23 protein-coding genes are annotated in these 21569 nt (G+C 66.3%); 12 read left to right on the forward strand and 11 right to left on the reverse strand.

Translation table 11 applies throughout. The features are described from left to right. Positions 1-5: 5 nt before the first annotated feature. Together BLT60_RS20505 and mscL are read right to left on the reverse strand one after the other, a co-directional pair. Entirely contained in the window at positions 6-1178 is a 1173-nt protein-coding gene (locus BLT60_RS20505) for a pyridoxal phosphate-dependent aminotransferase (RefSeq protein WP_090879527.1), read from the reverse strand. 103 nt (positions 1179-1281) lie between these two features. Next, a complete protein-coding gene (mscL, locus tag BLT60_RS20510) occupies positions 1282-1698 on the reverse strand; it encodes a large conductance mechanosensitive channel protein MscL (RefSeq protein WP_090879530.1) in 417 nt (138 codons plus the stop codon). A gap of 186 nt (positions 1699-1884) precedes the next feature. Here mscL and BLT60_RS20515 point away from each other — a divergent pair, with 186 nt between their 5' ends. The 3 genes from BLT60_RS20515 to pip are packed head-to-tail and all read left to right on the forward strand — an operon-like array spanning position 1885 to position 4957. Beyond that, complete coding sequence (locus BLT60_RS20515) at positions 1885-2130, forward strand: DUF4212 domain-containing protein (RefSeq protein ID WP_090879533.1); 246 nt, start codon at positions 1885-1887, stop codon at positions 2128-2130. Positions 2131-2134: 4 nt separating this feature from the next. Continuing rightward, positions 2135-3955 carry a VC_2705 family sodium/solute symporter gene (locus tag BLT60_RS20520; protein WP_090879537.1) on the forward strand — a complete coding sequence of 607 codons (1821 nt, stop codon included), beginning with the start codon at positions 2135-2137 and terminating at the stop codon, positions 3953-3955. A gap of 42 nt (positions 3956-3997) precedes the next feature. Continuing rightward, positions 3998-4957 (forward strand): prolyl aminopeptidase, encoded by a 960-nt coding sequence (pip, locus tag BLT60_RS20525; RefSeq protein WP_090879540.1) that lies wholly within the window; start codon positions 3998-4000, stop codon positions 4955-4957. Between the two features lie 4 nt (positions 4958-4961). Here the strand turns inward: pip and BLT60_RS20530 are convergent, their stop codons facing one another. Continuing rightward, a complete protein-coding gene (locus BLT60_RS20530; RefSeq protein ID WP_090879543.1) occupies positions 4962-5384 on the reverse strand; it encodes a hypothetical protein in 423 nt (140 codons plus the stop codon). Between the two features lie 121 nt (positions 5385-5505). Between BLT60_RS20530 and BLT60_RS20535 the strand changes: the two genes are divergently transcribed. The 3 genes from BLT60_RS20535 to BLT60_RS20545 are packed head-to-tail and all read left to right on the forward strand — an operon-like array spanning position 5506 to position 8100. Beyond that, on the forward strand, positions 5506-5850 hold the full coding sequence (locus BLT60_RS20535) for a DUF952 domain-containing protein (RefSeq protein WP_090879546.1): 345 nt from the start codon (positions 5506-5508) through the stop codon (positions 5848-5850). Beyond that, positions 5847-6911 (forward strand): quinone-dependent dihydroorotate dehydrogenase, encoded by a 1065-nt coding sequence (locus BLT60_RS20540; RefSeq protein WP_090879549.1) that lies wholly within the window; start codon positions 5847-5849, stop codon positions 6909-6911. The genes BLT60_RS20535 and BLT60_RS20540 overlap by 4 nt, the downstream gene beginning before the upstream one ends. 31 nt (positions 6912-6942) lie before the next feature. Beyond that, complete coding sequence (locus tag BLT60_RS20545; protein WP_175478554.1) at positions 6943-8100, forward strand: glycosyltransferase; 1158 nt, start codon at positions 6943-6945, stop codon at positions 8098-8100. A gap of 67 nt (positions 8101-8167) precedes the next feature. Here the strand turns inward: BLT60_RS20545 and BLT60_RS20550 are convergent, their stop codons facing one another. Both BLT60_RS20550 and BLT60_RS20555 read right to left on the reverse strand, forming a co-directional pair. Then, the gene (locus BLT60_RS20550; protein ID WP_139167909.1) at positions 8168-8638 is read right to left on the reverse strand and encodes a hypothetical protein; all 471 of its coding nucleotides are present in this window, start codon (positions 8636-8638) and stop codon (positions 8168-8170) included. Positions 8639-8816: 178 nt separating this feature from the next. Further along, positions 8817-9821, reverse strand: coding sequence for a helix-turn-helix transcriptional regulator (locus BLT60_RS20555; RefSeq protein ID WP_090879557.1), 1005 nt, complete (start codon positions 9819-9821; stop codon positions 8817-8819). Between the two features lie 302 nt (positions 9822-10123). On the opposite strand from BLT60_RS20555, the gene BLT60_RS20560 reads away from it, so the two are divergent. Continuing rightward, the gene (locus BLT60_RS20560) at positions 10124-11560 is read left to right on the forward strand and encodes a DUF1254 domain-containing protein (protein WP_090879560.1); all 1437 of its coding nucleotides are present in this window, start codon (positions 10124-10126) and stop codon (positions 11558-11560) included. A gap of 80 nt (positions 11561-11640) precedes the next feature. Here the strand turns inward: BLT60_RS20560 and BLT60_RS20565 are convergent, their stop codons facing one another. The 3 genes from BLT60_RS20565 to BLT60_RS20575 form a co-directional block, all read right to left on the reverse strand. Next, complete coding sequence (locus BLT60_RS20565) at positions 11641-12978, reverse strand: MATE family efflux transporter (RefSeq protein ID WP_090879562.1); 1338 nt, start codon at positions 12976-12978, stop codon at positions 11641-11643. 88 nt (positions 12979-13066) lie between these two features. Then, positions 13067-13342 carry a DUF6460 domain-containing protein gene (locus tag BLT60_RS20570; protein WP_090879565.1) on the reverse strand — a complete coding sequence of 92 codons (276 nt, stop codon included), beginning with the start codon at positions 13340-13342 and terminating at the stop codon, positions 13067-13069. Positions 13343-13415: 73 nt separating this feature from the next. Beyond that, a complete protein-coding gene (locus BLT60_RS20575) occupies positions 13416-15020 on the reverse strand; it encodes a cisplatin damage response ATP-dependent DNA ligase (protein ID WP_090879567.1) in 1605 nt (534 codons plus the stop codon). Positions 15021-15209: 189 nt separating this feature from the next. Between BLT60_RS20575 and BLT60_RS20580 the strand changes: the two genes are divergently transcribed. Together BLT60_RS20580 and BLT60_RS20585 are read left to right on the forward strand one after the other, a co-directional pair. Further along, positions 15210-16010, forward strand: coding sequence for an MBL fold metallo-hydrolase (locus BLT60_RS20580; protein WP_139167910.1), 801 nt, complete (start codon positions 15210-15212; stop codon positions 16008-16010). 167 nt (positions 16011-16177) lie between these two features. Continuing rightward, complete coding sequence (locus BLT60_RS20585) at positions 16178-16801, forward strand: DUF924 family protein (protein ID WP_090879573.1); 624 nt, start codon at positions 16178-16180, stop codon at positions 16799-16801. A gap of 64 nt (positions 16802-16865) precedes the next feature. Here the strand turns inward: BLT60_RS20585 and BLT60_RS20590 are convergent, their stop codons facing one another. From BLT60_RS20590 to BLT60_RS24460, 3 genes are all read right to left on the reverse strand, one after another. Next, a complete protein-coding gene (locus tag BLT60_RS20590) occupies positions 16866-18005 on the reverse strand; it encodes a serine hydrolase domain-containing protein (protein WP_175478555.1) in 1140 nt (379 codons plus the stop codon). A gap of 31 nt (positions 18006-18036) precedes the next feature. Continuing rightward, complete coding sequence (locus BLT60_RS20595; protein ID WP_090879578.1) at positions 18037-19242, reverse strand: DNA recombination protein RmuC; 1206 nt, start codon at positions 19240-19242, stop codon at positions 18037-18039. Between the two features lie 94 nt (positions 19243-19336). Beyond that, on the reverse strand, positions 19337-19510 hold the full coding sequence (locus BLT60_RS24460) for a DUF7230 family protein (protein WP_175478556.1): 174 nt from the start codon (positions 19508-19510) through the stop codon (positions 19337-19339). A gap of 58 nt (positions 19511-19568) precedes the next feature. On the opposite strand from BLT60_RS24460, the gene def reads away from it, so the two are divergent. The 3 genes from def (at position 19569) to fmt (ending at position 21559) form a co-directional block, all read left to right on the forward strand. Continuing rightward, entirely contained in the window at positions 19569-20105 is a 537-nt protein-coding gene (def, locus tag BLT60_RS20600; protein ID WP_090879581.1) for a peptide deformylase, read from the forward strand. A 164-nt stretch (positions 20106-20269) separates the two neighbouring features. Next, positions 20270-20518 carry a hypothetical protein gene (locus BLT60_RS20605; protein WP_090879584.1) on the forward strand — a complete coding sequence of 83 codons (249 nt, stop codon included), beginning with the start codon at positions 20270-20272 and terminating at the stop codon, positions 20516-20518. 114 nt (positions 20519-20632) lie between these two features. Next, positions 20633-21559: a methionyl-tRNA formyltransferase gene (gene fmt, locus BLT60_RS20610; protein ID WP_090879587.1), complete on the forward strand. Its 927-nt coding sequence runs from the start codon at positions 20633-20635 to the stop codon at positions 21557-21559. Positions 21560-21569: the final 10 nt, after the last annotated feature.

A 21569-nucleotide genomic window follows, 5' to 3' on the forward strand; every position in this document is an offset into this window, starting at 1 on the left:
CGTCCCTAGCGGCGCGCAAGCCATTCGACCATGCGGTCGGTCGCTTCCTGGATCTGGGCGGCGCCGCGGGCGAAGCAAAGCCGCATGAACCCGGAGTCATCGCCGAAAGCGGTCCCGGGCGCGACACCGACATTCGCCTCGTCGACCATGCGCAGCGCCGCGGCGCGCGAGTCGGCTTCGCCATCGATGGCAAAGTAGAGATAGAAGGCGCCGGCCGGTTCGGTGAGCCGGACGCGACCGGTCGCGGCGAGCCCCGAACAGGCGATCCGTCGCCCTTCGCGGGCCCGCGCGACCTGCGTCGCGATGAAATCGTCGCCGTCGTTCAGCGCCGCCGTGGCGCCGCGCTGCATGAAGGCGGCAACGCCGGATGTCGAATACTGGATCAGGTTCTCGATCGTCTGGCCGAGTTCGACCGGCGCCGAAATCCAGCCGATCCGCCACCCGGTCATCGCATAGTTCTTCGAGAAGGTATTGACGAAAAGGATCCGCTCGTCGCGATCGGCGAAATCGTAGAAGGACGCCGCCCGCGCGCCTTCATAGAAGAAGCGCCCATAGACCTCGTCGGCGATGATCCACAATCCGCGCTGTGCGGCGAAGGCGCGAATGGCCTCGAGTTCGGCCCGGGTCGCGGTCCAGCCGGTCGGGTTGGATGGCGAATTGACGAAGATCGCCGTGGTCCGCTCGGTCGCGGCGTCGAACAGCCTGTCGAGATCGAGCGACCAGCCGGCATTGCCGAAGGTCATCGGCACGGCGACCGGCACGGCCCCCGCGACCCCGACCGCCGCGGTGATGTTCGGCCAAGCGGGCGATGGCACCAGCACCTCGTCGCCGGTGCCGGCGACCATCCGCACCGCGATCTGGATCGCCTGCATGCCGCCGCCGGTGACGTAGAACCGCTCATCGGAAAAAGCGCCGCCGAACGTCCGCTGGTGATACGCGGACAGTGCCGCCCGCAGTTCCGGGACACCGCGTTGATAGGTGTAGAAGGTCTCGCCGTCGGCGAGCGATCGGGCCGCCGCGTCGGCGATGAAGGCCGGGGTCGGCAGGTCGCCCTCGCCAACCCAGAGCGGGATCAGGCCGGGCCGGTTTCGGCCATAGTCGAAGACCTCGACGATGCCGCTTTCAGGCGCTCCCCGCGCCTCCGGGCGCAGGATCGAGGTCAGGTCGGTTGGTCGCATGGGACGCTACGCAGGTGAGTCACGACCGCCCGATGCAGTGGCGGCGTTTCAGGTCTGCCGCGCCAAGCGAGTCGACGCGGCAGAACCCGGATAGTGCGGCTGCCTAGCCCTTCTTGGCAAGCAGGTCGCGGATTTCCGCGAGCAGCACTTCTTCCTTGGTCGGCTCGGCCGGTGCCGGCGGAGCCGCTTCCTGCTTCTTCTTCATCCGGTTCATCGCCTTGATAATCAGGAACAGCACCCAGGCCACGATGAGGAAGTTGATCAGGAGCGTGATGAAGTTGCCGTAGGCCAGCGTCGCGCCGGCAGCGCGTGCCTGTTCAAGCGTCGGCTGCGGTTCGCCGGACAACTGGATATACATCTCGCTGAAATCGACGCCGCCGGTGATGAAACCGACGATTGGCATGATCAGGTCATTCACCACCGATTGCACCAGGCCACTGAAGGCTGCGCCAATGATAAACGCCACCGCCAGATCGACGAGATTGCCTTTCAGCGCGAATTCCTTGAATTCCTTGAGCATTGATCGCCCCCTCTTCTCGCGTGCGCGGGAATAGACGTCGACTATCCTTACAACCGCCGCACACCGTTGTGGGTACCTTCAATCCAAATGTTTGGCAATGAAGAACAGGCTCTTGCCAAGTGCGAAACCCCGTGCCCCGTGCGATGCTGTGGACAACGAATCGCATGGAAAGAAGGGTGATCGCCGATGGCGGACGCCGGCTACAACCCCAGATGGCGCGAGACCGGTATCCTTGCCGGCGCGACGATGATCGCGGCGATTGTCGTGACACTGCTGTTCCTCGCCCTGGCCGATCCGGCCAACGGGAACGGCTTCCCGGCCGGCTTCGTGCTTGCCGCGACCGGCCTGCCCTTCGTCCTCGCCGGCATCGTCTTCTGGGCGGTGCATCGGCAGGAGGCGATCGACCGTCGCCACGGCCTGTTCGAGGATTGAGTCCATGGCCCTGAGCGCCCATCGCGGTCGCGGGCCTGGCAAGGTCTTCGGCCTTCTCGCCGCCGCCTTCGCCCTGTCCGTCGTGGTCATCGCCCTGCTCGGCGAATTCGGCCTGCCGGATCGGGTGACGGCGGTGCTTGTGATCATGATCACGGTGGTCGTCTACGCGGTGATGGGCGTCGTGGCGCGGACGCTGTCGCTGTCGGATTTCTATGTTGCGGGCCGCACCGTCTCCGCCGGCTTCAACGGCATGGCGACCGCAGCCGCCATGCTGGCCAGCGCCGGCTTCCTCGGCATCGCCGGGGCGTTCTATGCTGGCGAGACCGCCGGCCTGGCGCTCTCGGTCGGCTGGGCGGGGGGCCTCACCCTCCTCGCCATCGCGGTCGCTCCCTATTACCGCAAGTCCGGGGCGGTGACGCTGCCCGACTTCCTCGCCGTCCGTTTCGGCAATCCGCTGGTGCGGATCCTTGGCATCGTCGTCCTCCTCGCCTGCTCGCTGCCGCTCTTGGCGGCGGCCATCGTCGTCGCGGGCCGGGTGGCGGGTGCATCGCTGCACATCGATCCGACGACCGCGGTCGCGGCAGTGTGCATGGTCCTGCTCCTGTCCTCGCTGTTCGGCGGCATGCGCGGCGTGACACTGGCCGCCGGCGCCCAGGCGATCGTGATACTGATCGGTGTCGTCACCCCGGCGCTGGTCTACTCGCTCCAGCTCTACGGCCTGCCGATCCCCCAGCTGACCTATGGCGACGCAATGGCGCAGAATGCCCTGGCCGATGCCGCGTCGCTCACGGTCTTCTCGACCGGCGGGTTCCCGGACGGCGGCCTCGACGGCTTCAACCTCTTCGCCCTGGCGCTGAGCATCGTCGCCGGCGTGGTCTGCCTGCCGCATGTGCTCGCCCGGAGCGGCACGACGCGCGGTATCGCCGACGCCCGCCTCTCGGCCGGATGGGCGCTGCTGGTGGTCGCAGTCGTCGCCTCCACAGCGCCGGCGTTCGCCGCCTTCGCCAAGTCCGCGATCCTCGCCGAAGTCGTCGGCACCGAGCTCGCCGACCTGCCGGCATGGTTCTTCGACTATGGCGCCGACGGGCTGGTGCGGGTCTGTGGCGACGCCATCACGACGGTCGCGGCAATCAGCACCGCCTGCGGCGCGTCGGCGGTGGTCAACGGCCTGGCGCCGGGTGACGTCGCCATCGCCGCCGAGGTGGTGATGCTCGGCTTCGCCGATATCACCGGCCTGCCCTATGTGCTCACCGCGCTGATTGCGGCGGCTGTTCTTGCAGCGGCGCTCGGCACCGCCGGCGCGGTGGCGATGGCGCTCGGCGCATCGGCCGGCCACGACTTCTATACCATGCTGGTCAACCGCCGCGCTCCGGCCGGCCGTCGGCTATTCATCGCCCGCCTCTTCCTGATCCTCTTCGTCGCCGCCGGCGGCTGGCTCGCCGCCAGCGCTCCGGAGGATGCCCTCGCCATCGCCTTCGCCGCGCCGTCGCTGGCCGCCGCCGGCTTCTTTCCCGCCGTCATCCTCGGCATCTGGTGGCGGCGCACGACGTTCCGCGGCGCGGCTCTCGGCATGATCGCCGGCTTCGGCGTCACTGCCGCCTATGTCCTGATGCTGCGCGCCGGATCGATCGAGCCGCTGCCGATCGTCGGCCTGACGGATGGTCTTTCGGCCGCCGCCGCCGCGATCTTCGGTGTACCGATCGGACTTGCCGTTACCGTCGTTGTCAGCCTGCTGGGCGCCGCGCCCTCCGATGCCCGGATCGCGGTGGTCGACGCCATTCGCCGCCCGAGCCCGGACCCGGTCCTCGAAGACCATGCCGTCTAGCCCGGCCCGCCCTTCCGTCCCATACCCGGAGTTCGCGACCCGATGACCGCGCCGCTATCGCTTTTCCCGCCGATCCAGCCCAATCGCGTCGAGCGCCTCAAGGTCTCGGAGCTGCACGAACTGCATGTCGCCGAATACGGCAACCCGGACGGCAAGCCCGTGGTACTTCTGCATGGCGGCCCCGGCGCCGGCACCAACCCGACCATGCCGCGCTTCCACGATCCCGCCGTCTACCGCATCGTCATGTTCGACCAGCGCGGCTCCGGCCGCTCGACGCCGCATGCGGAACTGCGGGAGAACACCACCTGGGACCTCGTCGCCGACATCGAACGCATCCGCGAGCATCTCGGCATCGAGCGCTGGCAGGTCTTCGGTGGCTCGTGGGGCGCCTGCCTGGCGCTCGCCTATTCCGAGACCCATCCGGAGCGGGTGACCGAGATCATCCTGCGCGGCGTCTTTACGCTCCGCCGCAAGGAGATCCAGTGGTTCTACCAGGAAGGCGCCTCGAACATCCTGCCCGATGCATGGGAGGATTTCCTCGCGCCGATCCCGGTCGAGGAGCGCGGCGACATGGTCTCCGCCTATCACAAGCGGCTGACCGGCGACGACGAGGAGACGCTGCTCGCCTGCGCCCGGGCGTGGAGCATGTGGGAGGGCGCGGCGCTGTCGCTGCTGCCCAATCCGGCCCGTGTCGCGGCCTTCGGCAACCCGACCTACGCCACCGCCTTCGCCCGCATCGAGTGCCACTATTTCATCAATGGCGGCTTCATGGAGAGCGATGGCCAGCTGATCGCCAATGCCGGCATCCTGCGCGACATTCCCGGCGCCATCGTCCACGGCCGCTACGACGTCTGCACGCCGGCCTCGATTGCCTGGGACCTGCACCGGGCCTGGCCGCAGGCCGACCTCAATATCGTCCCGGACAGCGGCCACGCCATGTCGGAGCCGGGCATCGTCTCCGGGCTGGTCGCGGCGACCGAGCGTTTCAAGAAGCGGCACTGAGCCGTCAGCTGTTCGGCTGGCGCTCGGCCCTGATGTCGCGCACCAGCTGGAACAGTCGGCCGACCAGCAGTTCGGCAAAGCCCGGCGCCGGCTCGATCCCGGTGACGGTCTCAGGCGGTTCGGCCTCGACGGCCGGCTTGCCCGCCTCGAGCGCGGCGAGCCTCCCGACGACATCGTCGAGCCGCGCGCCCAGCGCCCGCACCGTCGCGTCCAGCGCCTCGATCGCGCCCTTCTCCTCGGCCAGCGTCTCGCAGCGCCAGACGCCGTCGCGGCGGGTGCAATGCGCCATCGCCCCGGTCTCGGTATCGAGGCGAATGAAGCCGTCGACGCTCGGCTGAATCGCATAGCGACCGGTCCCAGGCTCCTCGGCGGAAACCGGGACGACCATCAGGCCCAGCAGGCAGGCGGCGATCGCGTGACGACGCATGGCTCGCGTTCAACTCCGTAGACGAGGATTTTACCACGAATCGTGCCGCGAGTGTGACCTTGCCCCGACGCCGGGCGGTGCCTACCGTCCCCCCGAACCGAATCCAGCCGAGGCACCCCGCATGGCCATCATCTACAAGATCTGTCCGGCGCCGCTGTGGCGCGAGGCCGAGGCGGCCGGCGTCTTCCATGGCGCCGGCATCGACGCCAGGGACGGCTACATCCATTTCTCCACCGGTGCGCAGACGGCCGAGACGGCGCGGCTGCATTTCGCCGGCGTCGACAACCTCGTCCTCGTCGCGGTCGATACCGACAAACTCGGCGCGGCACTGCGCAACGAACCCTCGCGTGGCGGCGACCTCTTCCCCCATCTCTACGCCCCCCTCGACCTCGACGCGGTGGTCTGGGTCAAGCCGATGCCGCTCGGCGCGGACGGCCGCCACGCTTTGCCCGATCTCGCCGGATGAGCGGCTACGATCTCCTGCGGCCGGTCCTCTTCTCGCTCGATCCCGAGGCCGCCCATAAACTGGCGCTGAAGGCGCTGGCGACCGGCATTCACCCCCGCCCGCAGCGCCGTCACCCGGCGCTATCGCAAAAGCTCCTCGGCCTCGACTTTCCCAACCCGATCGGCATGGCCGCCGGCTTCGACAAGAATGGCGAGGTTCCCGACGCGCTGCTCGCCCTCGGCTTCGGCTTCACCGAGGTCGGCACGGTGACGCCGAAGCCGCAGGCCGGCAATCCCAGGCCCCGCGTCTTCCGCCTGCCGCGCCACCGGGCGATGATCAACCGGCTCGGCTTCAACGGCGAAGGCGCCGTCGCGGTCCATCGCCGGCTCGCCGCCCGCAAGGGTCGCCCCGGCATCGTCGGCGTCAACGTCGGCGCCAACAAGGACGCCGCAGACCGCGTCGGCGACTATGCCGCCGGCATCTACCGCTTCGCCGATGTCGCCGACTACTTCACCGTCAACATCTCGTCGCCCAATACGCCGGGCCTGCGCGATCTCCACCACGAGGTGGCGCTGAGCGAGCTCCTGTCGCGGATCTTCGAGGCGCGCGACCTGGCGAAGAGCAAGGTGCCGATCCTGCTCAAGATCGCGCCCGACCTCGACGACGAGGCGCTTGCCGCCACCACCGAGATCGCGCTGCGCTCCGGCGTCGAGGGCATGGTGGTCTCCAATACGACGATCGCCCGCGAGGCGGTCGCCGGCGACCCGGCGGCGGCCGAGACCGGCGGCCTCTCCGGCGCGCCGCTCTACCACGCCTCGACCGTCATGCTCGCCAGGGTCCGCCGGATCGTCGGCCGCAGGATGGTGCTGGTCGGCGTCGGCGGCGTCGAGTCGGCCGAAACCGTGCTCGGCAAGCTTCTGGCCGGCGCCGATCTTGTCCAGTTCTACACCGGCATGGTCTATGCCGGCCCCGGCCTGCCGGCCCGCATCCTCGCCGAATTGCCGAAGCTGCTGGCCCGCGAGGGCGTGGCGTCGGTCACCGAGATCGTCGGACGTGATACCGAGGCATGGGCCGGATCGTAGACTGCTGGCGGGCGCTTACCGGAGGCCGGAATTGACTGCACGAATTACTGTCGGCATGCCGCTCCACGACGGCCAGGACCTCGTGGCCGAGGCGCTCAGCGCCCTGCAGGCCCAGACCTTCACGGATTTCGAGGTCATCATCTCGGTCGACGGCAACGACCAGGCCAGCGCCGAGGCCTGCCGCCCCTTCCTGGCCGACAGCCGCTTCCGCATGGTGATCCACGAGGAGCGCCTCGACTGGGTCGGCAATTTCAACTGGCTGCTGCAACAGCCTCTCGGCGAATTCTTCTGCTATCGGCAGCATGACGATACGACCGCCCCCGACTTCTTCGAGAAGCTGCTGGCCGTTGCCGATCAGCGGCCCGACGCGGCGATCGTCTACGCGGATTGCCGGTACTTCGGCGAGGCGTCACACATCGAGGCCGAGCCCTCGATCGAAGGCGACACCCATCAACGCCTGAAGCGGTTCATTGAGCGGATCACGGCAACGCCGTGCCGCGGCATCATCCGGAAGGACGCGATCGCCCAGGCCGGCCCGGTCCGCGTCGACGAATTTCGCTCCAACCAGCAGATCTTCGTGTGGCTGGCCAAGGTCCTGCGCTGGGGCAGCTTCCTCCGGCTGCCCGAGCCGATCTACCTGCGGAGACTTCACGACGACAACTACCACAAGCAGATGCGCCGCGCGTCCGACGAGGAAAAGCTCGGCGCATGGACCACGGTCTTCACCGGCTTCCTCGAAGCGGTCCTGCCAACCTGCACCAGCGTGGAAGAGCACCTGTTCTTCCAGCACTTCATCCTCGACCGGGTGTGCGTCTCCCGGGAAGGCCAGACCTACTGGATCAGGCCAAACACGCCCGAGAAGAGCGGCGCCTTCATCCGCAAATGCTTCGAGCGCCTGGCCGCGGAGGGGAGCATGGATCGATGGATCGCACCCGATCCGGCCGTCGCATCCGGCGACGCTGCAACGTCGCTCGCCGATGCCATCGCGGCGCAGGCCGACAAGCATCGGCTTGCGATGCAGCAGGCCGCGACCGAACGCGATCGCCTCCTGCAGGAAAACGCCCGCCTGAAGTCCCGAAACGCGGCAAAGACCAGGCGGGTCAGGCGGCTCGCCAGGAAGAACCGCCGGCTCCGCAAGTCGAAAGCCTCCCGCCTGGCGCGCGCGACGCGGCGGCTCTTCGGCCAATAATCCTCGTCGATAGACGGGAGCCTGGGCCGCCCCGCGTGCCACCGGGCGATTTCACCCCGTCGGGCGGCTACTTCCTGATGAGATGACAATCGAGATTGTAGGCGATATCGGCCGTCTTCTTCGCCTTGGCCAGACTGAAGCCCTGGCTGCGCGCCTTCTTCTGAAAGGCCTTGTAGAGAGCGGCTCTCAATTCCGCGTCGATGTCCTCGTCGGTGATGACGAGCGAATCCGGAAAATCATCCCCGTCGCTGGCCTTCGATTTCGTCTTCCTGGCGGCAGCGCCACCGAATATCGCTTCCCAGCCTGCCCGGTAGGCCGGCGTCGAGACGCTCGAAAAATGACTGATCGACGTCTGGGATGCCGACTTGGGCGCCGCATCCGCCTTGGCCGCCGGCGTCTCCGCCGAAGCGGTTTCAGTCGCCTTTTCCGGCTTCCCGGCATCCGGCGTCTTCGCCTCGGTCGACTTGACTTCGGTCTTGGTTGCCTCCGGCTTCTTCGAGGCAGCATCGCCCTTCCTGGGCGCCTTCACGTCGCTCATTCCCGTCATGTCCTTCAAGAGACCACCAGACCGTACGCCTGGAAAATTCGCTGCTTCCATATCACTTCCGGCTGGCGGCGCAATCGGCGCTGAAGCACGCTTCCCGCCCTTTCCGGAAAATCGATTGCCGCCGGCGTTGACGCTGACGAATCCGGTCCCGGCATCGTCGGCCTCCCTCTCACCTGCGTGTGCGAAAATCCCGCGGTGTTCTGCCGGTGGCCTTTCGGAAAGCCCGCGCGAAATTGGCCGGTGACGAATATCCCAGTTCCGCCGAAACCTGGAAGATCGAGCCATTGGTGTGACGCAGCAGTTCGTTGGCCCTCTGCATTCGTGCCGCGGTCGCCAGGCTGCGGAAATCGGTGCCGGCGCGATTCAGCTCGCGTTGCAGCGTTCGCGTGCTGGTGTCCATCGAGCGCGCCGCACTGTCGAGCGACGCGTGGCCACTGAGAACCTGGGTCAGGATGTGTTCCCTGATGACATCGAGAAAGTCCCGGGGCGCGCCGCCATGGCGGTCGCGCGCCACGTCCTCGATGGTGATCATCGGCTCTGGCGCGCGCCTCGAAGCCGCTGTCATATGGTGGCGTTCGATGACGATGGTCACCTCCGGAGCGTTGAAGATGACCGGACAGTCGAAGGCGTCCTCGAAGATGCCCGGCTGGCGCGGTGTGTCGATGTCGAGCTCGACGCGAACCGGCCGCCAATCCGCCGGCAGGTAACTCCTGCAAACGCTGAGAAGAACGCCAGCGGCCGCGGCCGCGATGATCGCGTATCCGGCGCAACCGGCCAGGGCAAAGGCATAGCTGAATCGCAGCTCGCCGCCGACGACGGCGACCGACATCCTGTCATCCGTGCTGTGATAGGGAAGCGCGGCGATCGCGCGCTCGATTGCCAGGCCGAGGTTGTCGGCTCCAAGCAGGTAGCGCCCGTAGCTGCCATAGTTGGCAGCGTTCATCTCGGGCACCATCAGAATGCCGAGATTGGCTTCGCCGGCCGCTCGCGCCGCCGTATCGACGAAGGAGACGACTGCCGCGTGAGGAATGAAGCAATTCTTCCCCTCGAGGCGTTCGAGATCGAATCCAGCGGCGCGGTTGGCCCGCACCAATGCTCTTCGTCCGATCTCGTGGCGCACGAATGCCGGCATTCCATGCAGCACATGATTGGAAATGACCGGGATATCAGCCATTCGCTCGCTCCGGATACGCTCGATACCTGGCGCGAAATGAATGGTTTTCGACATCCATCCGCCAAACGACGCGTGTTAGTACGGCATGAAGATATGGCGCAAATCGGAAGCTCATTTCTTGCCTACGTGAATTGATTGGCGAACCCGGCGGGCGGCAGACTTCAGGCGTCCCTGACGCAGGCTGTTTCCCGATTCCCGGCAACCGCAATCGCAATTGGTCTCTTCAGCAAACTGTCGGCATGCGCCGACCGGCCGCTGTTGTTCAGGCCGGCCCTCGAGGCAACAGGAACAGGAGAAGTCGCATGCGTTTGGATGTTGGGTTGATGCGTGGCTACGCAATGCTGGCCGCTGCCGCGGTCTTCATGACCGTGTCCGCACCGGCGAAGGCCCAGGACTGGCCGGACTCCGACGAGGCCCGGGCGATCGCCGAGGAGGGTTACCTCTACGGTCTGCCGATCGTGATGAATTACGCGATCATGTATGACTATGCTGTCGACCGGAACTCGGGACAATTCAAGGCGCCCTTCAACGAGATCAACAATGAAGCGCGTGTCTACACCTACAAGGACACGACGATCGTCAGTCCGAACAGCGACACGCCATATTCCGTCGCATGGCTGGATCTGCGGGCCGAGCCCATCGTCCTGTCGGTCCCGGCGGTGGAGACTGATCGCTACTACTCAGTCCAGCTGATCGACGGCAATACCTACAACTATGGCTACATTGGCAGCCGCGCGACGGGCAATGACGCCGGCGACTACATGGTCGTCGGTCCGGCCTGGAAGGGGGAGACGCCTGACGGCATCAAGAAGGTGTTCCAATCGGGGACGCAGTTCTCTCTCGCCATCTATCGCACCCAGCTTTTCGGCCCCGATGACATGCCCAATGTCGAGAAGGTTCAGGCCGGCTACAAGGTCAGCACGCTTTCGGAATATCAGGGCAAGCCTGCACCCGCGGCGGCTCCGGCCATCGACTTTCCCAAGGTCGACAAGGACCTGATCCAGACCAACTTCTTCGCGTATCTGGATTTCGCTCTCCAGTTCGCGCCTGCCACTCCCGTCGAGGCGGACATGCGCGCCAGGCTCGCCAGGATCGGCGTCGGGCCAGGCAAGTCGTTCGAATTCAAGGATCTGCCGACTGGGCACAAGGCCGAAATCGCGGAAGGTATGCGGGATGGCGAAGCGAAGCTGAAGGAATACCTCGGGGAGAAGCTTTTCAAGGCGAATGGATGGTCGGTAAGCGATCTGTGGGGCGACGCCTCGTTTGTCGGCGGTGACTGGATCAAGCGGGCAGCCGGCGCATCGGCGGGCATCTACGGCAACGACGCGGCCGAGGCGGTCTACATCCTGGGCAGGAACGCCGCCAATGGCGACGAACTCGACGGCAGCAAGCAGAATTATACGCTGACCTTTGCCGCCGGCGCGTTGCCGCCTGTCAACTCGTTCTGGTCAGTCACCATGTATGACGGCAAGACCCAGCTTCTGATCAAGAACCCGATCGACCGCTATCTCATCAACTCGCCGATGGTGCCGAGCCTGAAGAAGAATGCCGACGGATCCGTGACGCTCTACATCCAGAAGGACACTCCCGGTTCGGAGAACGAATCGAACTGGCTTCCGGCGCCGGACGGACCGATCTATCTGGCATTGCGGATGTATTGGCCGAAGACCGGTGACCCGTCAGTCCTGCCGGTCGGTAAAGGCACCTGGCAGCCGCCGGGGGTCGAGGTGGCTAAGTAACCCTCACTGAGCACAGGTACGCGTGGCGCCGGGCAAGGCGCCACGCAACCTCACCTTCGTCCGATTATTCGGTCTCCTCGCTATCCGCCCCCCGGAAACGCCATCGCCGCCCTGGCGCGCGTCCGCCAGAGCAGCGACAGGCCCCGCGCGCCGAGAAACACCAGTAGCGCGATCCATAACCCGCTGACGCCGAGGAGCGGGGTGAGCATCCACCAGATGGCGACGTAGAGAGCCAGCGACAGGAGCATCATGTTGCGCATGTCGGCCGACCATGTCGCGCCGATGAAGACGCCGTCCATCTGGAAGGCCAGCGTGCCGACCAGGGGCGTCAGGGCCGCGAAGGGCAGGTAGAGCCGCGCCGTCTCGCGCACCGCTTCGTTGGTGGTCATCGCATCGATGATCGCCGGACCGGCGATCCAGAAGACCAGGCTCGCCGCGAAGCCGATGGCGAAGCCCCAGCCGACCGTCAGCTTCAGCGAGCGGTCGAAGGCCGGCCGGTAGCGGGCGCCGACCGAGCGGCCGGCAAGCTGCTCGGCCGCCGTCGCCATGCCGTCGAGGAAGAAGGAGCCGACGAAGAACAACGTCATCAGCACCTGGTTGGCGGCCAGCACGACGTCGCCATGGGCGGCACTTTGCGAGGTGAAAAAGGCGAAGGCGAAGAGCAGCGCGAAGGAGCGGATCATGATGTCGCGATTGACCGCGATCATCCTGATCAGGGCGCCGCGATCGAGGATCACACCACGGTGCGGCATGCGCATCCGCTCGATTAGCCCGAAGGCGATGAAGAAGCCGACCGCCGCGGTCACCGCCTCGGCGGCGAAGCTCGCCCAGCCGACGCCGGCGACCCCATAGTCGAGCCCGAGAACGAGATAGAGGCTGAGCCCGATATTGACGCCGTTGAGGACGGTCTGGAGGACCAGCGCCAGCCCGGCCCGGTTCAGCCCGATCAGCCAGCCGAGGATGACGTAGTTGATCAGCGCGAAGGGCGTCGCCAGCACGCGGATGCCGTAATAGGTCCGCGTCGCCGCCTGCACCGCCTCGCTGCCGCCGATCAGCGACAGGGCCACCTCGAGGATGACATCCTTCAGCGCCAGCACCGCAAACCCGATGGCGACGGCGACGATCAGGGCCCGGAAGAAGGACGCGTCGACCTCGGTGCGGTCCTGGGCGCCATGGGCCTGCGCTGTCAGCCCGGTGGTGCCACTCCGCAAAAAATTCATCGTCGTGAAGACGATGTCGAAGATCACAGCGCCGAGCGCGATGCCGCCGATCAGCGCCGCGTCGCCGAGTTGCCCGATCACCCCGGTATCGACCAGCCCGACCAGCGGCGTCGACAGATAGGCGAGCGTCATCGGAATGGCGATCGCCAGCACGCCGCGATGGGTGACCTCGAAGGGACGGACGGTGGCGGTGGACATCGACTTGGGACAAACCGGCGGACGGAGGTCCGGCTGATATCACGTCCGGCGCGTCGGCGCTGCCCTCATCCGAACGCGATTGCGGCGATCACCCCTCGCGGCGGCCGACGCGCAGGAGCCGCATGATCAGCCAGATCGGGATGACCACCACGGCGCCCAGCAGGAAGTAGCGGAAGATCCACTCGATGGTGCCGAAGCCCATGTTGTAGATGCGCATGACCAGCCGCTCGAGGCCGTTGAGGATGTCATAGGGCGAAACGCCGAGCAGGCTGAGGATGACGCCGACGACGAAGGACATGGCGATGAGCTGGAAGACGACGCGGCCGGGTGACCCACCGATAAAACGCGTGACTGTGCCGCTCATGATCCGTCTCCGAAACAACTGTCAGCCGTATATAGGAAAAGCGGCGGCGTTTTGAAACCGAACGCGGCCGCGATCACTCCCGGATCAGCTTTTCCAGCGTCTCCAGCCGGTCGGCCTCGGACGGCGGCTTGTCCCAGCGTAGCTTCGACACGCGCGGAAACCGCATGGCGATGCCGGACTTGTGGCGGGTCGAGCGTTGCAGCCCCTCGAAGGCGACCTCGATCACCAGCCCCTTGTCGATCGTATGCGTCACCTCGCGCACCGGGCCGAAGCGGTTCGTCGTGTTGTTGCGGACGAAGCGATCGATCTCGGCAAGCTCCTCGTCGGTGAAGCCGAAATAGGCCTTGCCGACCGGCACCAGTTCGTCGCCGTCGGCGCCGTCGCGCCAGACGCCGAAGGTGTAGTCGGAATAGAAGGAGGACCGCTTGCCGTGTCCCCGCTGGGCATACATCAGCACCGCATCCACGACATGGGGATCGCGCTTCCATTTATACCACGGTCCCTTCGGCCGGCCCGGCTCGTAGACCGAATCCCAGCGCTTCAGCATCACCCCCTCGATCACCGATTCCGGTGGCGCGGCGCGCAGTGCCTTGAGCGCGTCGCCGTTTTCGAAGGGTACCAGCGGTGAGATATCGAGACGGTCCGATTCAGACGCGCCCACCACCGCCTCGAGCCGCGCCCGCCTGTCCCTGAAGGGGTGTCCGCGGGTGTCCTCCCCCCCGTCCACGAGACAGTCATAGACCCTGAGAAAGGCCGGATGGCTGGCCATCAGCTTGGCGGAAACCGTCTTGCGGTTCAGCCTCTGCTGCAACGCGGAGAAGGATCCGGTGACGAATCCGGCCGCCTCCCGGGCGCCGATCAGCAGTTCGCCGTCGAGCGCGCCCTCGAAGTCAAGTGCTTGAACCACATCGGGAAATGCCGTCGAAATATCGTCGCCGGTGCGCGTATAGAGCCGGGCGACATCGCCCTCCCGCACCGCCTGGACCCGGATGCCGTCCCACTTCCATTCGGCCGCATAGAGGTCCGGCGTGATGCCGGCAAGCTCGTCGTCGCCCAGCGCATGGCTCAGCATCACCGGCCGGAAAGGCGCGGGAATCGTGGATTTCGGCCGCTCCCCCCTCCCCTCCAGCCAGGCAAAAAGCGCCTCATAAGGGGGCGTGATGCCGGGCCAGATTTCCTCGATGTCGTTGACCGGTTTCTGGCCGAATTCCGCCAATGCCTGCTTGGCCAGCCGCGCCGAAACCCCGATCCGCAAGCCGCCGGTGACCAGCTTGATCAGCGCCCAGCGTTCGCTGGCATCGAGCGCATCAAGCAGCCCCTCGACCAGCCGCGGCCCGTCGCTCCGCGATGCGGAAAGCAGGGTTTCGACGACCTCGCCGAGCTCCGGAATCCGGTTGGCGCCGGGCTTTCGCGGCCAGACCAGCGAGATGGTCTCGGCGAGATCGCCAACGTAATCATAGGAATAGGCGAAGAGCACCTCGTCGACCCGGTCGGTTACCAGGGCGCGCAGCATCGCCGGCTTGGCGGCGGCGATCGACAGGTCGCCGGTCAGCGCTGCCAGCGCATAGCCGCGATCGGGGTCGGGAACGCTGCGGAAATAGTCGACCATCAGCCGCAGCTTGACGTTCCGCTGCGGCGTCAGGACCAGTCGTTCGAGGAGGGCGGCAAAGGCCTGCATCGCCCCTATCTAGGCGCCCCGGCCGCGACGGCCAACCTGCGCGACAGATCGCGGCCCTCAAGCGATGTGACCGGGATCACAGCGCAAGCCTGCGGCCGGGCGTAATCGGCGCGGCCCGATCGACATGAATCGGTTTGTCCAGAGTCCCCCACCGCAAGACACCCAACAGTCCCGATCAGGAGATACACCTTGGAAGCCCCGACCATGCTTGGCGCGCGCCAGGTCGCGCCCGACACCACCTGCCTGGAATCCTACTTCCCCCTCCCCGGCCTCGGCATGCTGCCGGTCAACGCCTTCGTCATCGCGGCACAACAGCCGGTGCTCGTCGATACCGGACTGTCCATGTTGCGAGATGACTTCCTCGCGGCGCTGGCCGAGACGATCGACCCGTCGACGCTTCGCTGGATCTGGCTGAGCCACATGGATGCGGATCACCTCGGCAACCTGCAGCAGATCCTCGATCTTGCGCCGGAGGCGAAGATCGTCACCAACTTCCTCGGCATGGGGAAAATGGCGCTTCGCGAATTCGACCTATCGCGGGTGCACCTCCTTGAACCGGGCGCGACGCTGGACGCCGGCGACCGGGAATTGTTTCCGGTCAAGCCGGCCTATTACGACGCGCCGGAGACAATCGGCTTCGTCGACACCCGCACCCGCGTGCTGTTCTCGGCAGATGCCTTCGGCGCACTGATGCAGGCGCCTGCGGAGGAAGCGGCAGCGATCCGGCCGGAAGCGCTTCGCGACGGCCTGACCACCTGGGCGGCGATCGACGCTCCGTGGCTTGGCGTCGCCAACCCGGAGGCCTTCGGCCGGGCCCTGGCCGGGATCCGTCGTTTCGACCCCACGGCGATCATCTCGGGGCACCTGCCGGTCGCCATCGGCATGACCGACCGGCTGCTCGAAACGTTGAGCGGCGCCGTCGGCCGCGGCACGCCCGCGGCACCCGACCATGACAGCATCGAGCAGTTGATGGCCCGCGACGCCGCCTGACCGACCAGCCATGCCGACCCGAGCCAGACAGGCCTCAGCGACCGCGGGATCGTCTCTCGTGGAAGGTGGCTTCGGCTCGGGCCGGCCGGTCCCCGGCTTGCCATGATCGGTTCCGGCGCTACAAAGGTGCCAACATCCACAAGCTGTTTCAGCAGACAGGGAATCCCATGCCGTCCGATGAACAGAGCGCCATGCAGCCGATCCTTCGCGATATCCACCGCTACTGGTTCGGCCCGCTTGCAGCGCCGGCCGACCGCAATCCGGAAAAGGCCGAGATCTGGTTCAAGCGATCGGACGAAACGGACGCGCATATCCGCGAGACATGGGGCGACGCCATCGCAGCGGCCGCGGCCGTCGCCTGGGATCTCGACGAACTCAGCCGCGAGGAACAGGTTGGCCTGATCGTCCTGCTCGACCAGTTCCCCCGCAACATCTACCGGACGACCGGCGAGGCCTTCGCCTATGACCGCAAGGCGCGGGCGATCGCCGATGCGCTGCTCGTCGACGGCCTCGATCGCTTCTACCTCGTCGAGCAGACCTTCGTCTGCCTGCCCTTCGAGCATAGCGAAGCCATCGCCGACCAGGACCGCGCGCTGCTCCACTTCGCCGAGATGGCCGTAAACGCGCCGGAGGAACTTGCCGAAGCCAAGAGGCTCGGGCTCGATTTCGCCACCAAGCATCGCGACCTCATCCGCAAGTTCGGGCGTTTTCCCCATCGCAACGAGATGCTGGGCCGTGAGTCGACCGAGGAAGAGAAGGCTTTCCTCGCAGAACACGGCCGGGGCTACTGACACCGCACGGCAGCCTCTCGACCTTTGGAATCGCACATCGCTTCTGGCGTCAGGAACCCTGTGTCTAGAGGCCGAGCGGCGAGTCGGGCGCGAACTCCAGAACCAGCGCCCTGAACATCTCGAACGCGGGATGCACCACCTTCGGGTCCGCGGTCTGCGACGCGAACACCGCGAGGGTGAGGTCCTTCGCGGGCAGGTAGCCCATGACCCCGGTGTAGCCGTTGATGTTCGGGTTCTGGAAATACCACCCGTTGGCCACTACGAAGCCGGCGGCGAAATAAGGGCCTTCCTCCGGCGCCGCATCGGGCCGCTTGATCAACGCCTCGAAGGACGCCGGCTCGAGGAGCTGGCCGGTTCCGAATGCGGGGCCCCATCTGCCCAGGTTGTCCAGGTTGGAGTAGAGCGCGCCGGATTCCCCGGCCCAGGAGGGGTTCCAGAAGGTCGCCTCCTCGTAGACGCCCCGGTCCGATGAGTAGACATGGAGCACCGGGTCCGGGAGGGCGGGCGTCGTGCTGTAGCCGGTTCCTGTCAGCCCCAGCGGGTCGAGAATCTCGGCTTGATAGAGTTCGGCCATCGGACGTCCGGTCGCCCGCTCGATCACCTCGCGCAGGATCGTGAATTCGGTATGGGAATACCGTTGCTCCGTGCCGGGCGGGAAATTCATTTCGCCGTCCTTGGTGGCGAAATCGATGATCTCCTGCGACGAGAACTGTCGGAACGGATCCTCCAGGACCAGGTCCAGAAAGGCTTCGTCGCGAACGTAGTCTTTGTAGCCCGCAGTGTTCTGCGCCAGCATTGCGACCGTCACCGCATCGGCCGACAGCAGGTCGGGAAGATACTGCGAGATCTTGTCGTCAAGGCTGAGATGCCCCTGCTCGACCAGTCGCATCAGGAGCGTCCCCAGGAAGAGCTGGGAGATGCCGCCGATCCTGACCGTCATGCCCGGTTCGGCCGGTACCAGCGTCATCGATTCGCCCAGTGCGATCGTGACCCCGGGCGCATCGCCCTGCCATATGCCGGCCAGCACCGCCCGGGCGCCGCTTTCGGTGCGAAGCCGTTCGACCGTCGCCCGGAAAACGGCCGCGTCCGGCGCGGCCTGCGAACCGGGGGCATCTTCGGCAAACGCCGGGGACGCGACCACCAGGGCAGAAACACACACGATGCCGAGAGCTCTGGCGATCTGAACGAAGTGGCTGGTTTTCACGTCTCTCGCCTTTTGTTTGACGGCCGCCGGTCTAGCCTTCGCCGGCCGTCCGGAAGGGCAGTTCCGGCGGGCCATCGCTGTTGGCCGCCGGCGGGCGCTTCGGCTTTTCTTCGTCGACCTCGATCTCGACCGACTCGATGCTGGCGCCGCGCTTGGTGATCTTGTTGCTGGAGACCTCGATCTGCTCGATGTCCTTGTTGGCCTGGGCGAAATGCCCCTTGAGCCGCTGGACGCGGTCATCGAGCCGGGCGACATCCTCCATCAGCTTGATCACCTCGTGCTGGATGACATGGGCCTGCTCGCGCATGTTGGCGTCGCGGAGCAGCGACATCACCACCTGCACCGACAGCATCAGCAGCGACGGCGAGACGATGACCACCCGCGCCCGGTGGGCGCGCTGGATGATATCCTCGAAACGCTCGTGCATGTCGGCGAAGATCGATTCCGACGGCACGAACATGAAGGCGGTGTCGTGGGTCTCGCCGGAGATGTGATAGCGGTCGGCGATGTCCTGGATGTGCTTCTGGGTGTCGCGACGAAACCGCGTCTCGGCAGCCTTCACAAGCTCCGGGCTCTCCGCGCTGCGGATCGTGTTCCACGCCTCGAGCGGAAACTTGGCGTCGATGACCAGCGATGGCGCGTCATTCGGAAACAGGATGACGCAGTCCGGCCGCGTGCCGTTGGACAGCGTACGCTGGAACTCGTAGGCATTCTTCGGCAGCCCGTCCTGGACAATCGCCTGCATCCGCGCCTCGCCGAAGGCGCCGCGGGTCTGCTTGTTGGCGAGAATGTGCTGAAGCTCGACGACCTGGCTCGACAGCGTGGTGATGTTCTGCTGCGCCTTGTCGATCACCGCGAGCCGCTCGCCCAGCCGCGACAGGTTCTCATGCGTGCTGCGCGTGGTCTCCGTCATCGACTGGCCGAGCTTGTGGCCAAGGCCGTCCATGCGCTCGGAGAGGCCGCGAACCAGATCCGATTGCCGGGAGCCGAAGACCTCGGCCATGGTCTGCATCCGCCCCTGCATCTCGGTCTGGGCACGGACGAGTTCCGCCACCTGGCCCTCGAAGACCTGTCCCTGCTCGGCGCGGGCCTGCGCCTGCTCGGCCCGGCCGAGCGCCCGCCGCCAGGCGATCAGCAGCGTGAGAATCAACAGGGCGGCCAGCGCCGCCCCGCCAAGAACCACGACTTCGCCAAGGGTGAACGACCGTCCGCCCAGTTCCAGAATGTGTTCGCTCATCGACCTATGCTAGCTGATTCGGCCGATGAGTACAAATCAGGAACATTGGGGCGATCGCATGGGCATCCATTCCGATCGAATTCTGACCGATATCTCAGTCGTCACCATCGGACGTTTCCGGCGGCTTCGGGTGTTTCGGCGTCCGGCGGTATTCGTCCTTGCCCTTGGCCACCTTTGGCTTGTAGAGCGGATCGCGAAGCGCGCGCGCAAACGGATTGCGCGGCGGCTTCCCCTCCTTGGGCGTCTTCGGCGCCTTGGGCTTCTTCATCTCTTCATCCCGGCCGCGGCGGCTTGACCGCGCCGTCCGCCTTTCATATCTGAGACCCGTGGCAAAGCTCGATATCATCACCCTCCCCGACAGGAAACTCCGTCTCGTCAGCGAACCCGTTGAGCGCGTCGACGACGACGTGCGCAAATTCGCCGACGACATGCTGGACGCGATGTACGCGGCGCCGGGCATCGGGCTGGCCGCGATCCAGGTCGGTGTGCCGCGGCGGATGCTCGTCTGCGACGTGGCGCAGCGCGAGGACGAGGAGGCAGATCGCGACCCGATGGTGCTGATCAACCCGCAGATCCTCGCCTCGTCCGACGAAGGCGTGGTGCGTGAGGAAGGCTGCCTGTCGATCCCTGACTATTTCGCCGAGGTCGAGCGTCCTGACAGCATTCGCGTCGCCTTCCTGGATCGCGACGGCAAGGCCCAGGAAATCGAGGCGACCGGCGTCCTCGCAACCTGCCTGCAGCACGAGATCGATCACCTCAACGGCAAGCTGTTCATCGACTACCTGTCGAAGCTAAAGCGCGACATGGTGATCCGCCGGTTTACCAAACAGGCGAAGCTGTCGCCAAAATCCGGCATTCTCTAAGGCTTCCGGCGGCCCGGCCGCGTTCGCCAACTGCCTGCCGTGCTCCCGCGGCGGCCGAATAAAGACGAACGTAAGCGAAGCAGTTCATTGTCTTTTTCGGTGACTCATGGCCGTAATGGGTCGGTCGGCGTTACCGTCGGGTACGCATACAGGGAGCAGACACAATGAGGAAACTTGCAATAACCATCGCCGCGGTCTCCGGACTGGCGCTGACCGGTTGCACGACCGGCCAGGGGGCTCTGGTTGGCGGCGCCACCGGCGCGGCCGTGGTCGGTCTGGCGGGCGGCTCGCTCGGCGCGGCGATCGTCGGAGCCGGCATCGGCGCGGCGGCCGGCGCTATCCTGGTCCAGTCGACCGGCAACACCTGCTACTACAAGTACAAGGGCAAATACTACAAAGAGCCCTGCCGCTAAGGCACCCCGAACGGCATCCCCGCGCTGGTCGCGGGGGTGCGGTTCCTGGCTGGCATGTTGTGACCGGCGGCACGACGGGGTAAGCCCCTTGCGCAGCACATCACCGGCATCGACATGACCCTTCGCATCGTCTTCTTCGGCACGCCCGCCTTCGCCGTCCCGACCCTCACCGAGATCGTCGGCCAGGGCCATGAGGTGGTGGCCGTCTACTCCCAGCCGCCGCGCGCCGCCGGCCGCGGCATGGCGCTACGCAAGTCGCCGGTCCACGAGACCGCCGAGCGTTTCGCCATTCCGGTCGAGACACCGCGCAGCCTGCGGAGCGCGGAAGCAACCCATATTTTTGAAGCGCTTGGCGCCGATGTCGGCGTCGTCGTCGCCTATGGGCTGATCCTGCCGCCGGCCATCCTCGCGGCACCGACCCATGGCTGTCTCAACCTCCACGGCTCGCTCCTGCCGCGCTGGCGCGGCGCGGCCCCGATCGCCCGGGCGATCATGGCTGGCGACGAGGAAACCGGCGTGATGGTCATGCAGATGGAGGAAGGCCTCGATACCGGGCCGGTCGCCATGGCCGAGCGCGTACCGATCGGCCCGGACACCACCGGCGGCGAGCTTGGCGAGCGCCTGTCGCGCCTCGGCGCCGACCTGATGGTGCGGGCGCTTTCCGCCCTGTCCCGCGGCGGGCTCGAGACCAATCCGCAGCCGGCCGAGGGCGTCACCTATGCCGCCAAGATCGACAAGGCCGAAACCCGCATCGACTGGTCGCGGCCGGCGGCGGAGGTCCACAACCACATCCGCGGGCTGTCGCCCGATCCCGGCGCCTGGTTCGAGGGCAAATTCGGCCGCAATCCCGAACGGATCAAGGTGCTGCGTTCATCGCTGGCGGACGGCAACGGCGCGCCGGGGACGGTGCTCGACGGCCTGACCATCGCCTGCGGCAGCGGGGCGGTCAGCCTCACCGACGTGCAGCGCGCCGGCAAGCAGCCGGTCAAGGCCGATGACTTCCTGCGCGGCGTGCGCGCCATGCCGGAATCGGTCACCTGAGCGACCGGCC

The sequence above is a fragment of the Bauldia litoralis genome (assembly GCF_900104485.1).
Lineage (GTDB): Bacteria > Pseudomonadota > Alphaproteobacteria > Rhizobiales > Kaistiaceae > Bauldia > Bauldia litoralis.